This is a genomic window from Pseudomonas sp. NPDC089395 (genome assembly GCF_044749525.1).
In the GTDB taxonomy this organism is placed as follows: domain Bacteria; phylum Pseudomonadota; class Gammaproteobacteria; order Pseudomonadales; family Pseudomonadaceae; genus Aquipseudomonas.
On the sequence record NZ_JBIVID010000011.1, the window covers coordinates 110,185 to 130,915 of the forward strand.

Sequence of the window (20,731 nt, forward strand, 5' to 3'; positions counted from 1 at the left end):
ATGGCGGAGTTCGAGTGTTCTTTTATATTTTCCTGGCCGTGGTGTTAGTTCCATTTTATATTCTGGAGGTTTGGGGGGCGCCCAAGGCGCGCGTCACGGCTGGCTTTCTGGTTTTGATTGCATTCATCTATTTTGTATTCGTTGCCGGTTTTCGGGACGATACCGGTTATGACTGGTACGTTTATAAGAAAATATATGAAGGGGTTGAGAGCTCCGATGGGCTTCTCGCGGCTATTCAATTCGGGAACGAAAATGGGGCCGAGACAGGCTTTTCGGTCCTTCTGTATTTGCTGGGGTTGTGCGGTGTGAGTTTTTGGGGGGTACAGGCCCTCGTGTGTTTGTTCAATTTTTATGCGTTTGTGCGTTTGAACAGCCTTCTTGGGATGGGGCTGGTTTCCGGGTTCTTTGTTTACTACTGCTGGCTGTTCTTGGTTCTGCAAATGGCGGTGATGAGAATGTCAGTCGCTTTATCTTTGCTGATCCTGGGGATGATTGCACTCTTGCGAGGACGGTATCTGGTCTTCGCGCTTCTGGTGGCTGTGTCGACAACGGTGCACTTGTTCTCATTGGCGATCGGGGTCGTGGTGCTGTGTGCAAAGTTAAGGTTCTCTAGAACATTTGTCGCAAGCGTGTTATCAGTTGTTGTAATTTTGTATGGGCTGGGTCTGGATGTCTTCGGAATCGGGCTCGAACAAACGTTGGGGTATATGCCGGCCTTCATCGCGTCGAAGGTGGAAATCTACCTCAGGACGAGTCAGTTGTATGTGCGTGGGGCTGGGGAGTTTCTCTATAAATTATTGATGCTGGGTATTTTTTTCTATGTATTTGTGCGTGCCGACTGGCGAAATGATCTTGAGCGGTATCTTGTCAATTTAGGCTTTATCTACATCGTTTTCCTTTTCTTGTTCTGGAAGTATCCGGTTTTTCATGATCGTATCAAGTACTTTGTTTTGGTGCCGTATTTTCACTTGCTATTAATGGTTGTTATGAGGCAGAAGATTCATGAGCGCGGCCTCGTGGGTATGGGGTTTATGCTGATAAGTCTTGCTGTGCTTGTGCATGAGGTCCGTGGTCCGTTATTTTATCCGTATACGCCGTACTACAACATCGCAGAGCGATGGTTGGGGGGGCAGGAAAATGATGGTGAAGAAAGAACGATGAAATATTACGAAGACTACAACGCTCAATGGTTGGAGAGCGGGGGTGAATAAGGTCATCTACATTGGGGGTGCGTTTGCCCTGAAAACTCTGTGTGCTCTGATTGTAGTACGCTTTCTCGCTTCCGGTTTCGGTGATGAAGGGTTTGGCTACCTCACCCAGTATATGGCTTTTTTGGCTGTTGTCTTTGGCTTGTCCTTGGGGGGGGCAAGCAATTACTTGGTGAAATCGCTGTCCCAAGCGGAGGGGGATAATCATCTGGATAAGGTGATTTCCGAGGTGTTCAGCTACGGGTTGGTCTTCTTTTTACTGCTGGCCATAATGTTGGTCGTTTTCAAGGTGCCGCTTGAAGAGTACGTCTTCTATCAAAAAGTCAGTTGGTGGTTTGTCGCGTATCTCCTTGTGTTGTTTTACGTGTCCAATATATATGGATGCCTGATGGGTGTTGCGCTCGCTCAGGGCAGGATTGCCTTGTACGCCCTGTCTATTGTAGGGGGGGCGGTGGTCTATGCAATAAGTGCTGCGTTGCTTGTGCATTACGATGCCTCCTATTTGGCCTATTGGTTGATACCGCTTTCTTATGTGTTGCCAGTCGTATTCATGCGGGGGGCATATGGCGGAAAGATCAGGGTTGACCTGAGGTGTATGGTGGAATGGTCAAGGTTTCAGAAGGTGTTCCGTTACTGCTTGATCGTATACGCAGGGTTAATCTCTGTGCCGTTGGTCAGCATGTTTGTCCGCGAGGCTTTCAATCGTGACTATGGTAATCTGGCCTTGAGCTATTGGCAGGTGGCGGTTAAGTATTCAGACGCGCAGCAGCAGTTCTTTGGGACCTTTTGTGCGACGTTGCTATTGCCCTATCTTTCCAGGCATGTTGGTCTATTCAGGTTCAAGGGTTGGGTGGCCAGGCTTGCGTTACTTTCCTTGCTGTATGCGGGTGCGGCTACTGTCATTTATATCTTTAGAGATGAAATCATTTTCCTGCTCTTTGGCAGTGGCTACGACGAGGCCAGAGAATATTTTGTCTACTATCTGGTGGGCGACTACTTCCGGATGGCGGCGTTGTTTTGCGTGTTCACGCTCATCTCGGTAGACAGGTTTGGCCGGGCGCTTATGTTTGAGCTCATGCAGGGAGGCATTTTTGTCATGTTGTTCTACTGGATGAGCGGTTGGGGGCAGGTTCAAGGTGTTGGGGGCGCGTATCTGATTACCTACGCGCTGTGTTTCTGTATGATGTTCGCCTACGTGTTTGATTATTTCAGGAGACGCGCACAATGAGAATTCTAGTTCTCTGTACAGCTTATTCATTGAGCCGTGGGCACTCATGGTTGGTCGATAGTCTTTCCGAACATTTGGCGTTGAAGCATGAAGTGGTCGTGATATATCTGGACTGGTCCGGCAAGACAGAGACACCTTGCGAGGTACAAAGGGGTGGTGTTTCTGTGCATGTTTTTCCGGCCAGGAGCAAGTATTACGAAGGCAAGGCGGGTAAGTTGTTGAAGTGGTTCTTTGCCGCGCGAGCAATCAAGGCGCCTGTCAAAAAAATACTTTCCGGCCAGCAGTTTGATCTGGTGCTGAATTTTTCTCCGGCGTTGATCATGGATCCGTTGCGGAAGATGCTTGACGCCAGTATTGCAAAGTCTTACTTGGTGTTGTGGGACTTTTTCCCTATTTATCATCATCAGTTGGGGCTGGTGCCCAGTATTCTGGCGTCGCCATTGCATGCGTTGGAAAATAGGGTTTATAACAATTACGATACAGTCGGTGTGATGTCTCCAAAGAATCTGGAGTTTCTCAAGTCGAACTATCGTTTGCATTCGGCAGTGGCGGCAGAGGTCTTGTATCTTTGGGGGCCTGATGAAGTCTCTCATCGCACTCCTGAGCGCTACCGCCAGGTCCGTGTGCAGCATGGTATCGACCAGTCGCTCGTCTGTGTATTTGGTGGGCAGCTGATCAGAGGGCGTGGAATCGGCAAGGTGATTGAATTGGCGCTATTCGCTAAACAAAGCGGTATTGATGCCAGGTTTTATATTTTTGGTGACGGGCCCGAGCGCCAGCGCATTCTTGAAGATCTGGCACGTCATGGCGTGGATGATATTGTTCTCTATATGGGTTTCAAACCGCGTGATGAATATCTTGAGTTTCTGCTCGGCGCGGATTTGGGTTTGGTGTTCAACTCGGGTGATGTGAAGGTTCCGACTTTTCCCTCAAAGGCCATCGACTTCTTCCGCTCAGCGGTGCCCGTTTTGGCTTATGTTGAAGATGCGACGGATTTTGGCGCGATCCTCGAGCGCGAGATAGGTGCCGGGTGGAGCGCCTCACCGAGTAATCAACATCTTCTTGTGGAGCATTTCAAAGCAGTTGCTCAAGCACCTCGGGAAGCGCTTTTTTCGGCAGGGCATGCAGGGCAAGAGTGGTATACAGAGCGCATGACCGTAAGCAAGATATCCGACCAGATACTCCGCTCGGTTGCGCCCTCGCCGGCACAGTAGAGAACTGCTAAGATTTGGTGTCCAAGCATTTAGCCATGCGATAGAATTCGCGCAGATAGAAAAGACAGTTTCGGGAGATAGAGTATGTTTGCTGGCAAAACGTTAATGATTACTGGCGGGACCGGATCGTTTGGTAACGCCGTCCTGAAAGGCTTTTTGGATACAGATATCGCCGAAATTCGAATTTTCAGCCGCGATGAAAAAAAGCAGGACGACATGCGCAAGCGTTATGCCAGTCCGAAACTGAAGTTCTACATTGGTGATGTTCGCGACTTTCAAAGTGTCTTGAATGCCACGCGCGGAGTTGACTACATCTTTCACGCCGCCGCCTTGAAGCAAGTGCCTTCTTGTGAATTCCATCCCATGGAGGCGGTCAAGACCAACGTCGTCGGCACTGACAACGTACTGGAGGCCGCAATTCAGAACGAAGTGAAGCGCGTCGTGTGCCTGAGCACGGACAAGGCCGTTTATCCCATCAACGCCATGGGCATCTCGAAGGCGATGATGGAGAAGGTCATGGTCGCCAAGTCGCGTAACGTAGACCCAATCAAAACCGTTATTTGTGGTACGCGCTATGGCAACGTGATGGCGTCGCGTGGTTCGGTGATACCGTTGTTCGTCGATCAGATTCGTGACGGCAAGCCGCTTTCCATCACCGATCCCAATATGACTCGGTTCATGATGACCCTGGCGGACGCTGTGGACCTTGTCCTGTATGCATTCGAGCATGGGAATAATGGTGACCTGTTTGTCCAGAAGGCGCCTGCGGCGACAGTCGAAACGCTGGCCAAGGCGTTGACCTCCCTGCTTGGAAAACCGGAGCATCCGGTTCAGGTGATCGGTACGCGCCATGGCGAAAAGCTCTACGAGGCCTTGTTGAGCCGAGAAGAAATGGCCTGTGCGCAGGATATGGGCGCCTATTACCGAGTGCCGCCTGATCTGCGCGACCTGAACTACGCCAAGTTCGTCGAGCAGGGCGAAGAGAAAATTTCCCGTACCGAAGACTACAACTCCCACAATACTGAGCGTCTGGATGTCGCGGGCATGCAGAAGCTGCTGCTCAAGCTCGAATTCATGCAGGCGATCCAGCGTGGTGAGCACGTTGTTCCGGAGGAGTGATCGATGAACGTCCTGATTACCGGTGCCGACGGCTTCATCGGCAAAAACCTGTTGGTGCATCTGCGGGAATTGAAGAATGTTACCGTCGATACTTTCACGCGTGGCGATGATGTGGCCTCGCTACCTGGCAAGGTCGCCGGTGCCGACTTCATCTTCCACCTGGCCGGCATCAATCGCCCCCAGGATCCGCAAGAGTTCACCACGGGCAACGTCGACCTGACTCGAGCTTTGGCCGATGCCATTCGGGCGAGTGGCCGGTCTGTGCCAATGCTTTACAGCTCGTCGACCCAGGCGGCTGCGGACAACGTTTACGGTGCCAGCAAGCGTGGTGCCGAAAAACTCTTGCAGGAGCTTCAGGCAGCTTCCGGCTCGCCGGTTTATCTGTTCCGTCTGCCCAACGTATTTGGCAAATGGGCGCGGCCCAATTACAACTCGGCCGTTGCCACGTTCTGCCACAACATTGCACGGGACTTGCCGATCCAGATCAATGATCCGCAGGCGCGCGTCAACCTGGTGTACATCGATGACGTGATCCGCTGCTTCTTGCAGGTGATGCACGGCGAGCGCGCCGGCGACACGTTCGTCGAGGTCGAGCCGCAATATAACGCCAGTGTCGGCGAGATCGCCGAGCATCTGCACGCATTCCGTGACAGCCGCAAGAGCCTGATCACCGAACCGGTAGGCACTGGCTTCATCCGTGCGTTGTACTCGACCTATGTTAGCTACCTGCCGCAGGAGCGCTTCACCTATGAAGTGCCCAAGTACGGTGACGAGCGCGGGGTGTTCGTCGAAATGCTCAAGACTGGCGACAGCGGCCAGTTCTCGTATTTCACCGCGCACCCTGGCGTCACCCGCGGCGGGCACTACCATCACACCAAGACCGAGAAGTTTCTGGTCATCAAGGGCACGGCGAGCTTCCGTTTCCGTCACATGGTGACCGACGAGTTTTATGAGTTGCAGACCACGGGCGATAAACCGGTCATCGTCGAGACCGTCCCAGGCTGGACCCACGACATCACCAACATCGGTGATGAAGAGATGGTCGTGATGCTATGGGCCAACGAGATCTTCGATCGCGAACTCCCCGACACCTATGCCAAACCGCTGAACGCCTGACCGCTCAGATCCAAGGAATCCCCATGAAAAAGTTGAAGGTTGTCACCGTCGTCGGTACACGCCCGGAAATCATTCGTCTGTCGCGCGTGATGGTGGCCCTGGACCAGCACTGTGACCATGTGCTGGTTCACACCGGTCAGAATTATGACTACGAACTGAACGAGATCTTTTTCCAGGACCTTGGTATCCGCAAACCGGACCACTTTCTCAATGCCGCCGGCGCCACCGGCGCCGAGACCATCGGCAATGTGATCATTGCCGTCGACAAGGTCCTGGCAGAGGTTGTGCCCGAGGCGTTGCTGGTGCTGGGCGATACCAACAGCTGCATGGCCGTGATTCCCGCCAAGCGCCGCAAGATCCCCACGTTCCACATGGAAGCCGGCAACCGCTGCTTCGACATGCGCGTGCCCGAGGAAATCAACCGTCGCATCGTAGACCACACGGCTGACATCAACCTCACCTACAGCACCATCGCCCGTGATTACCTTCTGCGTGAAGGCCTGTCTCCAGACATGGTGATCAAAACCGGTAGCCCGATGTTCGAAGTGCTTAACCACTATCGTCCTTCCATCGAAGCTTCAGATGTGTTGCAGCGCCTAAGCCTGGAAGAAGGGCGCTTCTTTGTGGTCAGCGCGCACCGCGAAGAGAACATCGACACCGACCAGAACTTCCTCAAGCTTGTGGACGTGCTCAATACGGTGGCGCAACAGTACGACCTGCCGGTAATCGTCTCCACCCACCCTCGTACGCAAAAGCGCGTCAATGCACTGGGTGTGAAGTTCCACGCCAATGTACGCCTGCTCAAGCCGCTGGGTTTCACCGACTACAACAAGCTGCAGCTGTCGTCCAAGGCAGTGTTCTCCGATAGCGGCACGATCAATGAAGAATCCTCTATCCTCAACTTCCCGGCGCTGAACCTGCGTGAGGCGCACGAGCGCCCTGAAGGCATGGAAGAGGCGGCAGTAATGATGGCAGGCCTTGAAGTCGAGCGCGTGCTGCAAGGCTTGGCGTTGCTGGAGAGCCAACCCCGCGGCGACCTGCGCGGCCTGCGCCTAGTCGAAGATTACAGCATGCCCAACGTGTCCGAGAAGGTCGTGCGGATCATCCACAGCTATCGCGATTACGTGATGCGTACAGTCTGGAGAAGGTACTGATCGGCCATGGCTACACGCATCCTGCTGCTGACTCAGTGGTTCGACCCCGAGCCGACCTTCAAGGGGCTGGTGTTTGCCCGAGAACTGGTCGCCCAAGGGTTCGAGGTGGAAGTCATCACTGGCTTCCCCAACTACCCTGGGGGCAAGGTTTACCCTGGCTATCGGCTCAAGCTCATTCAGCGAGAAGTGGTCGACGGCGTCACGGTGACACGGGTTCCGCTCTATCCCAGTCACGGTCAGAGTGGGCTCGGACGGATTCTCAATTACGTGAGTTTTGCTGCTACAAGCCTGTTCTATGGGCTGTTCGGTGCCCGCAAGCCCGATGTCATCTATGCCTATCATCCACCGTTGACGGTCGGTATGTCGGCGGCGCTGATCAGAATGTTCCGCCGGGTCCCGGTGGTCTATGACATTCAGGACATGTGGCCTGACACATTGAGGGCGACCGGCATGTTCTCCAATGAAAGGGCGCTGCGCCTGGTTGGCCGGGTTTGTGACTGGGTCTATCGGCGTTCGGACCAGATCGTAGTCCTGTCTCCCGGCTTCAAGCGGCTGCTTGTCGAAAGGGGGGTGACGGCCGAGAAAATCGATGTGATCTTCAACTGGTGTGCCGAAGACGTGTTGAGTGCTGGGGATGTGGCGACGCCTGCGGGGTTTCCGGATGCTTCACGTTTTCGTGTGCTCTTTGCCGGAAACATGGGCAAGGCCCAGGCCTTGGATGCGGTCATTCAGGCAGCAGCTATCCTCCAGCAGCGGGCGCCCAACGTTTCTCTCGTATTCCTCGGTGGCGGGGTAGATGCGTCGCGGCTGAAAGCCTTGGCAATGGAGCGTGATATGAGCAACGTCACCTTCCTGCCAGGGGTGCCCATGGCCGATGTTGGTCCTTATCTGGCCAGTGCGGATGCATTGCTCGTCCATCTGAAAAAGGACCCTTTGTTCACTATTACCATTCCGTCCAAGACCCAGGCCTACATGGCGGCTGGCAAGCCCATCCTTATGGCGGTTGAAGGTGATGCCTCAGACTTGGTGAGAGAGGCGGGCTGTGGTGTGGTCGCTGAACCGGAAAATGCGCAATCCTTGGCGGATGCGTGTATGGCCTTGGCTGCCCTGAGTGCCCAGGAGCGGGCTCGGATGGGAGAGCGGGCGGCTCAGTTCTATCGGCGCGAGTTGTCATTGAAAGTTGGTGCAGGACGGTTTGGCGAGCATTTCCGGCGCTTGCGCAAATAGTCCTGCAGAGTTTGCCAATCAGTTGATGCAGTTAGGAATTGAGATGTTGAAGCGATTGTTCGATGTTGTAGCTGCTAGCCTGGGCTTACTTCTGTTGTCGCCGGTCATTGCTGTCGTTGCGTACCTGATTCGCCGACGGCTGGGCTCGCCAGTGTTGTTCCGGCAGGTACGCCCAGGCATGAACGGCGCGCCTTTCGAAATGGTCAAGTTCCGCACCATGCGCGATGCCGTTGATGCGCAGGGCAATGTGCTGCCTGACGCTGAGCGCATGACGCCGTTCGGCAGTTTCCTGCGCGCATCCAGCCTTGATGAGCTGCCGGAGTTGTGGAATGTGCTCAAAGGCGACATGAGCCTGGTAGGGCCGCGCCCGCTTTTGATGGAATACTTGCCGCTGTACTCTGCCGAGCAGTATCGCCGTCACGATGTCCGCCCCGGTGTTACCGGTTGGGCGCAGATCAATGGCAGGAACGCGCTGAGCTGGGCGGACAAGTTTCGGCTTGACGTGTGGTATGTGGATAACCGAAACCTTTGGCTGGATTTGAAGATCCTGTTCCTTACGATCAAGAAAGTGGTGAAGAAAGACGGTATCAGCGCTGACGGCGAGGTCACCATGAGCAAGTTCACCGGTAACCACCCATGAATCGCTTGGCAATCCTCGGTGCCAGCGGTCACGGCAAAGTGCTAGCCGATATTGCAGAACTTTGCGGCTGGGCAGAGGTAGTGTTCTTCGACGATGCCTGGCCTGCGCGGCAGGTCAATGGCCATTGGCCTATTGTCGGCGACAGCGCTGCACTGCTTGGGCAATTGCCGCATGTGGATGGTGTGATTGTCGGCATAGGCAATAATCAAGTGCGTCACGACAAGCAGCGACAGCTTGCTGCGGCAGGGGCCCCTCTGGTTTCGCTCATCCACCCACAGGCCGTCATCAGCTGTCACAGCACCCTCGGTATCGGTAGCGTGGTGATGGCGGGCGTGGTGGTCAACATCGATTCGCGTATTGGATTGGGGGCCATCCTCAATACGGGCTGTAGCGTCGACCATGATAATATTCTTGGTGATTTCGTTCATCTGAGTCCTGGGGCGCGCTTGGCAGGCGGCGTCACTGTTGGCGATCTCAGTTGGGTAGGCATAGGCGCGTGCATCCGCCAGATGATCCAGGTCGGATCCGAGGTAGTGATCGGCGCTGGAGCCGTTGTCGTCAAATCTATAGCCAACGGCATCACTGCCGTGGGCGTACCCGCACGTTCCTTGGGCAGCAACGAGTGACCTTGATACTGCTGCCACTGACCGAATAATGGACATATTGCTATGCTGAATACTGCTTTTGCTCCTTGGCCGTCCTTCACCGAAGAAGAGGCCAATGCCGTTCGTGATGTGATTCTCTCCAACAAGGTCAACTACTGGACCGGTCAGGAATGCCGGGAGTTCGAGCGGGAGTTCGCCAAGTGGGCACAGTGCGATCATGCTGTCGCTGTAGCTAATGGCACGGTCGCCCTCGACCTGGCACTCAAGGCGTTGGGTATCGGTGCTGGCGATGAAGTCGTCGTCACCTCGCGCACTTTCCTGGCCTCGGTCTCATCTATCGTCAACGCGGGCGCCGTACCGGTGTTTGCCGATGTCGATGCTGATTCGCAGAACATTACTGCCGAGACGATCCGCGCCGTTCTCACAGAGCGTACACGCGCGATCATCTGCGTGCATCTGGCCGGCTGGCCATGCGATATGGACCCGATCATGGCGCTTGCCGCAGCGCATGACCTGAAAGTCATTGAGGATTGTGCCCAAGCCCATGGCGCGCTGTACAAAGGCCGCTCGATTGGCTCCATTGGTCATGTGGGGGCCTGGTCGTTCTGCCAGGACAAGATCATGACCACCGGGGGGGAAGGTGGCATGGTCACCACCAACGACAGGGCACTGTGGTCTGCCATGTGGTCCTTCAAGGATCACGGCAAGAGCTGGGAGGCAGTTTACGAGCGTCAGCATCCACCAGGCTTCCGCTGGCTGCACGAGAGTTTCGGCACCAACTGGCGGATGCTCGAGGTCCAGGCGGTGATTGGCCGGCTGCAATTGCAGTGGATGCCACAATGGCAGGAGAAACGCCTTGAGTACGCCCAACGCATCTGGAGGGCTGCAGAGCAACTACCAGGCCTGCGTGTGCCGGAGGTGCCAAGCGACATCCGCCATGCTGCCTATAAGTGCTATGTGTTCGTTGAGCCGCAGGCGCTGGCAGATGGCTGGGATCGTGATCGTATTGCACGGGAAATCAATGAAGCCGGCGTACCATGCTTCTCTGGATCGTGCTCCGAGGTCTATCTGGAGAAGGCCTTCGATGGTACCGGGTGGCGTCCTGAGCAGCCGTTGCCGGTTGCCCAGGCGTTGGGCGAGACCAGTCTGATGTTCCTGGTTCACCCGACCCTGACGGATGGCCAAATCGATCAGTCATGCCAAGCGCTGGTTTCGGTGATGGGGCGCGCGGTGGCTCACTGAGTCTCGTGATGCCTGGACGCGAAATGGTATAGAGGGATATATGGATACGATTCGCTCAAGGTTGCTGAACCTGACGCGTGGCCAAAAGCGGCTGATCCAAGTGGCCGCCGACGTGGTGCTGGTGTGGGTCGCACTCTGGCTGGCATTCGCCGTGCGCCTCGGCTTAAGTGAAATGGACAATCCGATCACGGAGCACCCCTGGTTGTTTTTCAGCGCTCCACTGACAGCGATTCCCCTGTTCATTCGCTTCGGTATGTATCGGGCCGTAATGCGCTATCTAGGCAACGACGCGTTGATCGCTATAGTCAAGGCGGTGACGCTGTCGTCGCTGATTCTTGGTCTGGTGATTTTCTGGTACAGCAATCACCGCCCACTGGTACCGCGCTCGATTGTTTTCAATTACTGGTGGCTGAGCTTGATCATGGTTGGCGGTTTGCGCCTGGCCATGCGTCAGTATTTTCTGGGTGACTGGTTCGGGATGCCACCAAACGTTCCGTTCGGCAGCCGTGACAACGGCCTGCCCAAGGTCGCGATTTATGGCGCGGGAGCAGCGGGCAACCAGTTGGTTGCCGCACTGCGCGTGGGTAAACTCATGCGCCCGGTGGCTTTCATAGATGATGATGCCAGTATCACAGATCGGGTGATTTCCGGCCTGCACGTATACAGCCCCGCTCAGATCCAGCAGATGATCGAACTGACCGGTGCCGAAGAGCTATTGCTTGCGTTGCCGTCGATCAACCGTGTTCGTCGGCGTGAGATCCTCGGCTTCCTTGAAGGCTTCCCGCTGCACGTACGCAGCATTCCTGGGTTCATGGATCTGGCCAGCGGTCGAGTTAAGGTAGACGATATCCAGGAAGTGGATATCGCCGACCTGTTGGGCCGTGATGCAGTGCCGGCACAGAAAGACCTGATGGCGCGTTGCGTACACAATCAAGTCGTGCTGGTCACCGGGGCGGGCGGTTCGATCGGTTCCGAACTATGCCGACAGATACTTACCCTCAAGCCGCGCGTGCTGTTGCTGCTTGAGCACAGTGAATTCAATCTATACAGCATCCTTTCAGAAATGGATCAGCGCGTGGTTCGCGAGTCGTTATCGACGAAGGTGCTGCCCATTCTTGGCTCAGTACGTAATCCGCACCAGGTGCTGGATGTCATGCGGACGTGGCAAGTCGAAACTGTTTATCACGCCGCAGCGTATAAACATGTTCCGATGGTTGAACACAATATCGCCGAAGGAATTCACAACAACGTCATGGGTACGCTGAACACCGCCCAGGCGGCAGTGCAGGCGGGCGTGCCCAATTTCGTGCTGATCTCTACTGACAAGGCGGTGCGCCCGACCAACGTGATGGGGAGTACCAAGCGGCTGTCGGAGATGGTATTGCAGGCATTGAGCAAGGAGTTGGCTCCGGTACTGTACGGCGACAAAAGCAATGTCGCGCACGTCAACAAGACTCGTTTCACCATGGTCCGCTTCGGCAACGTGCTGGGTTCGTCCGGCTCGGTCATCCCACTGTTCCATCGACAGATCAAGGAGGGCGGTCCAGTTACCGTCACTCATCCGAAAATTACCCGCTATTTCATGACCATTCCCGAGGCTGCGCAGTTGGTGATTCAGGCAGGCTCCATGGGGCAAGGCGGTGACGTGTTTGTGCTGGATATGGGCGAACCGGTGCGAATTGTGGAACTGGCGGAGAAGATGATTCACCTTTCCGGGTTCAGTGTGCGTTCTGAAGGTAACCCCAAAGGTGATATTGCCATCGAATTCACAGGCTTGCGTCCTGGCGAAAAACTCTACGAAGAACTGCTGATCGGGGATAACGTGATCGCCACCGGTCATCCGATGATAATGAGTGCCGCCGAAGATTTTCTGCCGTGGGATATGTTCAAAGATGCTTTAAAGCAGTTGCTCAGAGCAGTGGAAGAGGATGACTTTGTCCGTGTTCGGCAATTGCTTCGTGAAACCGTCATTGGCTATACGCCCGATGGTGAGATTGTTGACTGGGTCTATCAGCAGCGCCGTCAGGAGGTATAGGAACGGCCCCCGCTAAGGTCCGCGACTCGGGGCAAGATCAAGTAAGGTAATCTACGGCAGAACACATCGGTCCTTGCAATTGTAAGGACCGGGGTCGTCAGGCGATTCGCGTGCGGCTCGATCTAAAGGCTCAGAGCCGGACCAATGATGCGTTACTGTTACGGCAGCTGAATCAAAGATTGCGCCAGGTCCCCTTCACGCCATGCCAGGGTTTTCCCACCCCCGCCAACCCGCGTATCATCTCGCTTTACAAATCTGAAACCGCCTCACGCCAGCCTGGGTCCAAAAGTTAAACTCACCCAGCGTGCAAAGCAGTTTCAGATACCAATCGATCATCAGCGACACACCACGACCAGCCAGTTTCATGGCAAGGCCAGGCACGCCAGCCGTCCGCACGATGCGACGGTGCCGATGAGTGTTAAAGGAATGGGTTTTGACTAAGCGTAGAAAGGTTGCAATCGTTGGCTGTTCGTACCGTTTCCCTGGCTCTACCGCCGCCAGCTTCTGGCAAAACCTGATGGCGGGGCGTGACCTGGTCACCCAGGTTGACGCCTCGCGTTGGGAAAAGGCCGAGTTCCTGCACCCGGACAAGGCCAACCCCGCCACCAGCTACACCTTCGCTTCGGGCTCCCTGGGCGATGTCAGTGCGTTCGATGCGGGCTTCTTCAATATCTCCCCGCGCGAGGCGGGGATGATGGACCCACAACAGCGCATCCTCCTGGAAATGTGCTGGGAAACCTTCGAGAACGCCGGGGTCAAGCCGTCCAGCCTGCGTGGCAGCAACTGTGGTGTGTACCTGGGTATCGCCAGTGTCGAGCAGGCCTACCGCCTGGTCGATGACATGGCGGCCATCGACGGCGCCACGGCCACCGGCAACACCATGAGCATCGCCGCCAACCGGCTGTCGTTCTTCTACGACCTGCGTGGCCCGAGCATGGCCATCGACACCGCCTGTTCGTCCTCGCTGGTGGCCTTCCACCAGGCCTGCCAAGCGATCCTCTGCGGTGATGTGGACCAGGCCGTGACCGGTGGCATCAGCCTGCACATGCACCCGTTCGGCTTCATGATCTTCTCCAAGGCGACCATGCTCTCGCGCACTGGCCGGTGCCAGTCGTTCGACGAGAACGGCGATGGCTATGCACGCTCCGAGGGCGGTGGACTGTTCCTGCTCAAGGATTACGACCAGGCCTTGGCTGATGGCAACACCATTCTCGCCGTGGTCGCGGCCAGTGCGGTGAACACCGACGGGCGCAAGTCCAGCCTGACCCTGCCCAATGCCGACGCCCAGGCAGCGCTGCTCAAGCAGGCCTACGCCAAGGCCGGCATTGCACCTGAACAGCTGGATTACCTGGAAGCCCACGGTACCGGTACGTCGGTGGGTGACCCGATCGAGACGCGCGCCATTGGCGAAGCGCTGGGACAGGCGCGTGGCGCCGGCAACCCGCTGCCAATCGGCTCGGTCAAGAGCAACCTTGGCCACCTGGAGGCAGCCTCGGGTGTGGCCGGCCTGATGAAGGCACTCAACTGCCTGGCCGAGCGCACCGTGCCGGCGACCATCGGGGTCAAGGCGCTCAACCCGAATATCCCGTTCGGCGATCTCAACCTGCAAGTGGTCACCGAGCCGCTGGCGCTCAAGCGCGAAGGACAGTTGACCGTTGGCGTCAACTCGTTCGGCTTTGGCGGCGCCAACGCCCACGTGATCCTGCAAAGCCCGGAGCCTGCCCAGGCTGCAGCGGCCAATTCGCATGCCGCGCGGGTGCCGCTGCTGCTCAGCGCCAAGACAGAGCAGGGCCTGCGCGCCACGGCCGAGCGGTTTGCCGCCTATCTGGCCGAGCTTCCTGAAGTCGACTACTACGATGTCGCCTACCAGTCCATGTTCCGCCGCGACGCCCATGGCCATCGCCTGCTGCTGGTCTGCGACACGCCTGCCGAAGCGGCCCAGGCGCTGGACGACTACGCCCAGGACCCGACGCTCAGCGAGCTGAGCGCGGTGCTCGAGGCCGGCCAGGTACTGGAGGCGGCCAGTGGGCCGGTGTTCGTCTATTCCGGCAACGGTTCGCAGTGGCAAGGCATGGGCCGGGCGATGCTCGGCCAGCCCGTGTTCGCCGCAGCCGTCGAAGAAGTGGATGCGCTGTTCCAGCCGCTGGCGGGTTATTCGCTGCGCGCCGAGTTGCTGGGCGAGAACGGCGAAGGCCGCTACGCCCGTACTGAAATCGCCCAGCCGGCGCTGTTCGCCCTGCAAGTGGCGGTCACCCGTGTGCTGGCGGCCGAGGGCATTCGTCCGGTCGCGGTGGTGGGCCACAGCGTGGGTGAAGTGGCCGCCGCCTGGGCCAGCGGTGCCCTGAGCCTGGAAGACGCGACCCAGGTCATCTACCACCGCAGCCGCCTGCAAGGCATGACCCGTGGCACCGGTCAGATGACGGCAGTCGGCTTGTCAGGCGAGGCCACTGCGGCGCTGATCGAAACGTTGCAGCTGGCGGGTCGTGTGGTCGTGGCCGGTGAAAACAGCGCCCGTGGTGCGACCGTGGCCGGCGAGGTCGAGGCCCTGGCCGTGCTGGAAGCAGCCCTGGCCGAGCGCCAGGTCTTTGCTCGCCGCCTGGACCTGGACTACGCCTTCCATTCGCCAGCGATGAACGCTATCGAGCAGGCAGTGATCGCCGACCTGGCGCACATCCGCCCAAGTGCCACGCAGATTCCGTTCTATTCCACCGTGGTCGGTGGCGAGCTGGCCGGCGAGCGCCTGGACAGCCACTACTGGTGGCAGAACATCCGTTACCCGGTGCTGTTCCAGGGCGCCCTGGATGCCCTGGTACGCAACGGCCTGAACCTGTTCGTCGAAGTCGGTCCGCACCCGATCCTGCGCAGCTACGTGAACGACGTGCTGGCCCAGTGCGAGCAGCCTGGGCAGGTGATCGGCACCCTCAAGCGCCACGACCACAGTCCGCAGTTGCTCGAACGCAGTGTGGCGCGCCTGCTGCTGGCCGGCGCCGAACCGCAGTGGCCGCAACGCTTCCCGGTCACCGGGCGTCCGGTCAGCCTGCCGAACTACGCCTGGCAGCGCGACCACTTCCAGTTGCCGGTCAGCGCCGAATCCCTCGGTACCCTGAGCCGTGAACGCGTGCATCCGCTGCTGGGTTACCCGCTGCTGGGCCATGCGCTGACCTGGGAAAACCGGCTGGACACGCAACTGTTCCCGACCCTGGCCGACCACAAGGTCGGCGAGTCGGTGCTGTTCCCGGGCGCTGGCTTTGCCGAGCTGGCCCTGGCCGTTGCTCAGCTGCATCAGCCCGGCGAATTCGTCGACATCGAGGAGCTGGAAATCCACAACCCGCTGCTGCTGGGCAGCGAGGGCAGCAAGAAGGTGCGCGTGCAGGTCGAAGAGGCCGACGGCACCCTGCGCATCACCTCGCGTTCCCTGGCTCAGCGCGAAGACTGGGTGCAACACGTGGTCGCGCGCCTGCCTGGCGAAGCCTGCGGCGTAATGCTGGGCTGCCGTGCGCCGGCCTTGCCGCAGCGCCCGGCGGACTTCAGCGCCGAGCAGCACCTGGCCCTGACCCGCGCGGTCGGTCTCAACTATGGCCCGGCCTACCAGACGGTGGCGGCGGCCTGGGTGGAGGCCGATCGGGTACTGGCGCAACTGGCTGTGCCGGCTACCATCGAAGCTGAGCTTGCCGGGCTGCACCTGCACCCGGCCTTGCTCGACGGCGCCTTCCAGCTGATCACCGAACTGTTGGCCAGCCGCCCGGGCCGCAACCCGGGGCTGGCGTTCATCCCGGTCAAGTTGGGCCGCATCGCCTTCACCAAGGCCGGTGGTGTGCCGGCGTTGGCCGAGGTGCGCCAACTCAAGCGCACCGAGCATTCGTTGCTGGTGGACGTGACCTTGTTCGATGGCAACGGCGATGCCGTGCTGGCGATCAAGGAGGCGCGCCTGCGCGCCGTGCGCCTGCAGTACGACCGCAACGGCGAAATCAAACGCCTGGGCCACGTCGGCCTGGCTGCGCCGGGCGCGGTGGTGCCGATCGAGCGCCATGCCGTGGCCTCCACGGCGCTGGCCAATGCCTTGCAGTGCCTGGCGGACGAGCCGGCGCAAGTGCGCTACCTCAACGAGGTCGAGCCGCTGCTCGACGTGCTGTGCGCAAGCTTCGTGCTCGACCTGGTCGAGCAGGCCGGTGGTCGCCTGAGTGCCGAGCAGGTCGCGCTGTGGTCGCAAGGCCAGGGCGACTTCCTGGCGGCGTTGCTGCGCCAGGTCGAACAGGATGGCAGCCTGCTGCGCGGCGCCGATGGCAGCTGGCAACTGGCCGACAGTGGCGAGCGTCCGGCGTCGGAGGCGATCTGGCAGGAGCTGTTCCAGAGCTACCCCGAGTACTTCCAGATCATCCACTCGGTGGGCCGCATCGGTCGCCACCTGCCGGCGCTGCTCGACGGCAGCCAGGTGCTCGACAGCCTGCTGCCACGCGAATCCAGTGCCGCCAGCCTGGCCCGCCTGGTCCTCGGCGCGGCGGGCCATCAGCGCCTGCTCGCCGGTATCGGCCAGGCCCTGGCCGAGCGTCTGGCGCGGTTGCCGGCCGGACAGCGCCTGCGGGTGCTGGAGTTCGGCTTTGGCGGGGCGTCGTTTGCCGAATTGTTGTATGCCGGGCTGGACTTCGACCGTATCGATTACCTGTACTGCGTGGCCGAGCCAGACCTCGAACAACGCCTGCGCGACGATTGCCCGGCGCTGACGGTGCTGGCCCCCGCGCAACTGGCCGAGGCCGGCCACTTCGACTGGGTGCTGCTGCCGAGTGACCTGGGCGCCCTGGCCGCAGTCGGCGATGCCTTGCGCCAGGCGGCGGCGCAGCTCAACCCCCATGGCCAACTGGCGCTGCTGGGACAGTACCCGGCGCGCTGGGCCGACTTTGTCTTCGGTGCCCAGGCCGATTGGTGGCTGGCCGGCCCTGAACAGGCGCTGTCGCGTCAGCAAGGCCCGGCGTTCTGGCGCCATGAACTGCAACGCTACGGCCTGAGCGCATTGCGCACAGTCGATGCATTGCCGGGCAACGCTTGCGGCAGCTACCTGCTGCTGGCCGACAAGCCGGCAACGACTAAAACGAGTGCCTCCCCTGAGCCTGCCGTGCAGCATTGGGCCGTGCTGGCCGAAGCCGGGCAGGGCGCCGCCCAGCGCATTGCCGAGCAACTGCGCGAAGCGGGCCAACAGGTCAGCCTGCTGCTGCCCGGTGATGCCCAGGCGCTGGCCAGCCAGCTGGCGGCACTGGGCCAGACGCCGGAGCATGTGCTGCACCTGGCCGGTTTCGACAGCGCTGACGGCCTCGATGGCCAGGCCGAGCGCTGCCTGCAGGCTGCAGCGTTGGTACAGGCTTGCGAGTCGCTGAACATGGCCCCGCAGTGCTGGCTGCTCTGCCGCGGCGCCGCCGAGCACCTGTATGGCGCCGACACCGCTGCCGCCATCGACGCGATTGCCGATGCCGCGTTCTGGGGCTTCGGTCGCACCTTGGCCAACGAGTCGCCGAACTGCCGCATTCGCCTGCTCGACCTGGCCTTTGACGCGCCCGTCGAGCTGGCGTTGCCGGCCTTGCTCAAGGCCGATGGTGAAACCGAGCTGGCGCTCGATGGCGCAGGCCGCCGCTACGTGCCGCGTCTGCGCGTGCTGGCCAGCGGAGCCCTGCGCGGCGCTACGGCCGAGCACTGGGTGTGCCTGGGCTTCGACCTGCCAGGCCAGCTGCGCAACCTGCGTTGGGAAGTGCGCGAGCCTCGCGTGCCGGCGGCCGACGAGCTGGACATCGCCGTGCGCGCTACCGGGCTGAACTTCCGCGACGTGATGTTCGCCCTCGGACTGCTGTCCGACGAGGCCATCGAAAATGGTTTCTCCGGCCCGACCCTGGGCTTCGAATTCGCGGGCGTGGTGCAAGATAAAGGCGCCGAGGTGCTGGGCGACTTCGCCCCGGGCGATCGCGTGGTGGGCTTTGGCCCCTGCAGCTTCGCCAACCGCCTGGTGACCAACGCCAACGCCGTGGCCCGAATCCCCGACGGCATGTCGTTCGAAGCGGCGGCGACCATCCCGAGTACGTTCTTCACGGTCTACTACGCGCTGCACCATTTGGCGCGCCTGGAACCGGGCGAGAAGGTGCTGATCCACGGCGCCGCCGGTGGCGTCGGCATCGCCGCGATCCAGATCGCCAAGTGGCTGGGTGCCGAGATCCATGCCACCGCAGGCAGCGACGAAAAGCGCGACTTCCTGCGCCTGCTGGGCGTGACCCATGTCTACGATTCGCGTTCGCTGGCCTATGCCGACCAGGTGCTGGCGGCCACCGGCGGGCGTGGTGTGGATGTGGTGCTCAACTCCCTGGCCGGAGAGGCGATCAACCGCAACTTCCGCGTGCTCAAGCCGTTTGGCCGTTTCCTCGAACTGGGCAAGCGCGATTTCTACCAGAACACCCGCATCGGCCTGCGCCCGTTCCGCAACAACATCAGCTACTTCGGCATCGACGCCGACCAGCTGATGAGCGAACGCCCGCAGCTCACCCGCCGGCTGTTCGGCGAAATGATGGCGCTGTTCGAGCAGGGCATCCTGCACCCACTGCCGTTCCGCGAGTTCGACGCCAACCAGGTGGTCGAAGCCTACCGCTACATGCAGCAGGCCCGGCAGATCGGCAAGGTCGTGGTCACCTACGGCAACCCCATCGAACAGACGGTCGACACCCGCGAGCAGCCCCCGCGTGCGCTGCAGCTGGCGGCCGACGCCACTTATCTTGTCACCGGCGGCCTTGGCGGCTTCGGCCTGCGCACGGCGCAGTGGCTGATCGACAAGGGTGCCCGTCACCTGGTGCTGCTGGGCCGCCGTGGCCCGGCCAGCACCGAAGCGCAGCCGCAGCTGGCGCTGTGGCACGCCCAAGGCCTCGATGTGCAGGCCGTGGCCTGTGACATCACCGACGAAAGTCAGCTGCACGGTGTGTTCCAGCGCATCGCCGCCAGCCCGTGGCCACTGCGTGGCCTGGTGCATGCCGCGACGGTGATCGACGACAGCCTGATCCGCAACCTCGACGGCGAGCAACTGCGCCGCGTGCTGGAGCCCAAGGCCAAGGGCGCACAATACCTGCACCAGTTGACCCAGGGCCTGGCGTTGGACTTCTTCGTCATGTTCTCTTCGGCCACCACCCTGTTCGGCAACCCTGGCCAGGCCAACTACGTGGCGGCCAACCACTGGCTCGAAGCCCTGGCGCGGCACCGCCATGCCCAGGGCCTGGCGGCAACCGCGGTGCTGTGGGGGGCGATCGACGACGTCGGTTTCCTGGCCCGCAACAGCCAGATCAAGGACGCCCTGCAAAGCCGCATGGGCGGCGCCGCCCTGCGTGCCGAGGCGGCGTTGGCACAGCTTGAAGCCATGCTGCTCGACGGGGACAACGGCCACGGCGTGCTCGAACTGGACTTCAAGGCCTTGTCACGCTTCCTGCCAAGTGCCAACACGCCGCGCTTCGCCGAACTGGCCCGCGCCCACGGTGGCGACCAGGACGATGACAATGACGGTGAGGACATCCAGCGCATGCTTGCGGAGCTGGACGACGCTGCGTTGCTCGAACGCTTCGCCGAGATGCTCAAGCACGAGGTCTGCGAGATTCTGCGCTTGCCGCCTGCACGCCTGGACACCCAGCGCCCCTTGCAGGAACTGGGCCTCGACTCGCTGATGAGCGTGGAACTGGTAGTCGCCCTGGAAGAGCGTTTCGACGTTCGTCTGCCGGTCATGGAGCTCAGTGAAAGCTCCAGCATCGACAAGCTCAGTGTGCGCCTGCTGGAACTGCTGCGCGGCGAAACCGATAGCGGCGAACAGCAGCTGGCGCAGAACGTGCTGGCCCGGCATGGCAGCGAACTCAGTGCCGAGCAGGTGGCTGAGCTGAACGCCGAGCTGGCCGATGCCAGTGTGGCGCCTAACCGTTTGATTGATTAAGAGC

General features: G+C 59.6%; 12 protein-coding genes. All 12 read left to right on the forward strand.

Going from position 1 to position 20,731, the window contains the following annotated elements:
- The first annotated feature begins 14 nt into the window (after positions 1-14).
- The 12 genes from ACIPZG_RS21915 to ACIPZG_RS21970 all read left to right on the forward strand — a co-directional run bounded on the left by ACIPZG_RS21915 (position 15) and on the right by ACIPZG_RS21970 (position 20,727).
- Positions 15-1,211: an EpsG family protein gene (locus tag ACIPZG_RS21915; RefSeq protein WP_400716823.1), complete on the forward strand. Its 1,197-nt coding sequence runs from the start codon at positions 15-17 to the stop codon at positions 1,209-1,211.
- Positions 1,204-2,436, forward strand: a complete 1,233-nt coding sequence (locus ACIPZG_RS21920) for a hypothetical protein (protein ID WP_400716826.1) — start codon at positions 1,204-1,206, stop codon at positions 2,434-2,436. The genes ACIPZG_RS21915 and ACIPZG_RS21920 overlap by 8 nt, the downstream gene beginning before the upstream one ends.
- The gene (locus tag ACIPZG_RS21925; RefSeq protein ID WP_400716828.1) at positions 2,433-3,650 is read left to right on the forward strand and encodes a hypothetical protein; all 1,218 of its coding nucleotides are present in this window, start codon (positions 2,433-2,435) and stop codon (positions 3,648-3,650) included. The genes ACIPZG_RS21920 and ACIPZG_RS21925 overlap by 4 nt, the downstream gene beginning before the upstream one ends.
- An 84-nt stretch (positions 3,651-3,734) precedes the next feature.
- Complete coding sequence (locus tag ACIPZG_RS21930; RefSeq protein ID WP_400716830.1) at positions 3,735-4,769, forward strand: polysaccharide biosynthesis protein; 1,035 nt, start codon at positions 3,735-3,737, stop codon at positions 4,767-4,769.
- A 3-nt stretch (positions 4,770-4,772) separates the two neighbouring features.
- On the forward strand, positions 4,773-5,885 hold the full coding sequence (locus ACIPZG_RS21935) for a capsular polysaccharide biosynthesis protein CapF (protein ID WP_400716833.1): 1,113 nt from the start codon (positions 4,773-4,775) through the stop codon (positions 5,883-5,885).
- 23 nt (positions 5,886-5,908) lie between these two features.
- Positions 5,909-7,039 carry a non-hydrolyzing UDP-N-acetylglucosamine 2-epimerase gene (gene wecB / locus ACIPZG_RS21940; protein WP_400716835.1) on the forward strand — a complete coding sequence of 377 codons (1,131 nt, stop codon included), beginning with the start codon at positions 5,909-5,911 and terminating at the stop codon, positions 7,037-7,039.
- A 6-nt stretch (positions 7,040-7,045) separates the two neighbouring features.
- Positions 7,046-8,266 carry a glycosyltransferase family 4 protein gene (locus tag ACIPZG_RS21945; protein ID WP_400716837.1) on the forward strand — a complete coding sequence of 407 codons (1,221 nt, stop codon included), beginning with the start codon at positions 7,046-7,048 and terminating at the stop codon, positions 8,264-8,266.
- Between the two features lie 43 nt (positions 8,267-8,309).
- The gene (locus tag ACIPZG_RS21950; protein ID WP_400716974.1) at positions 8,310-8,906 is read left to right on the forward strand and encodes a sugar transferase; all 597 of its coding nucleotides are present in this window, start codon (positions 8,310-8,312) and stop codon (positions 8,904-8,906) included.
- Positions 8,903-9,532, forward strand: a complete 630-nt coding sequence (locus ACIPZG_RS21955; RefSeq protein WP_400716839.1) for an acetyltransferase — start codon at positions 8,903-8,905, stop codon at positions 9,530-9,532. Before ACIPZG_RS21950 ends, ACIPZG_RS21955 begins: the two co-directional genes overlap by 4 nt.
- Before the next feature lie 42 nt (positions 9,533-9,574).
- Positions 9,575-10,753, forward strand: a complete 1,179-nt coding sequence (locus ACIPZG_RS21960; RefSeq protein WP_400716842.1) for a DegT/DnrJ/EryC1/StrS family aminotransferase — start codon at positions 9,575-9,577, stop codon at positions 10,751-10,753.
- Positions 10,754-10,793: 40 nt separating this feature from the next.
- Positions 10,794-12,788 (forward strand): polysaccharide biosynthesis protein, encoded by a 1,995-nt coding sequence (locus ACIPZG_RS21965; RefSeq protein ID WP_400716845.1) that lies wholly within the window; start codon positions 10,794-10,796, stop codon positions 12,786-12,788.
- A 433-nt stretch (positions 12,789-13,221) separates the two neighbouring features.
- Positions 13,222-20,727 (forward strand): SDR family NAD(P)-dependent oxidoreductase, encoded by a 7,506-nt coding sequence (locus ACIPZG_RS21970; protein ID WP_400716847.1) that lies wholly within the window; start codon positions 13,222-13,224, stop codon positions 20,725-20,727.
- The last annotated feature ends 4 nt before the right edge of the window (positions 20,728-20,731 follow it).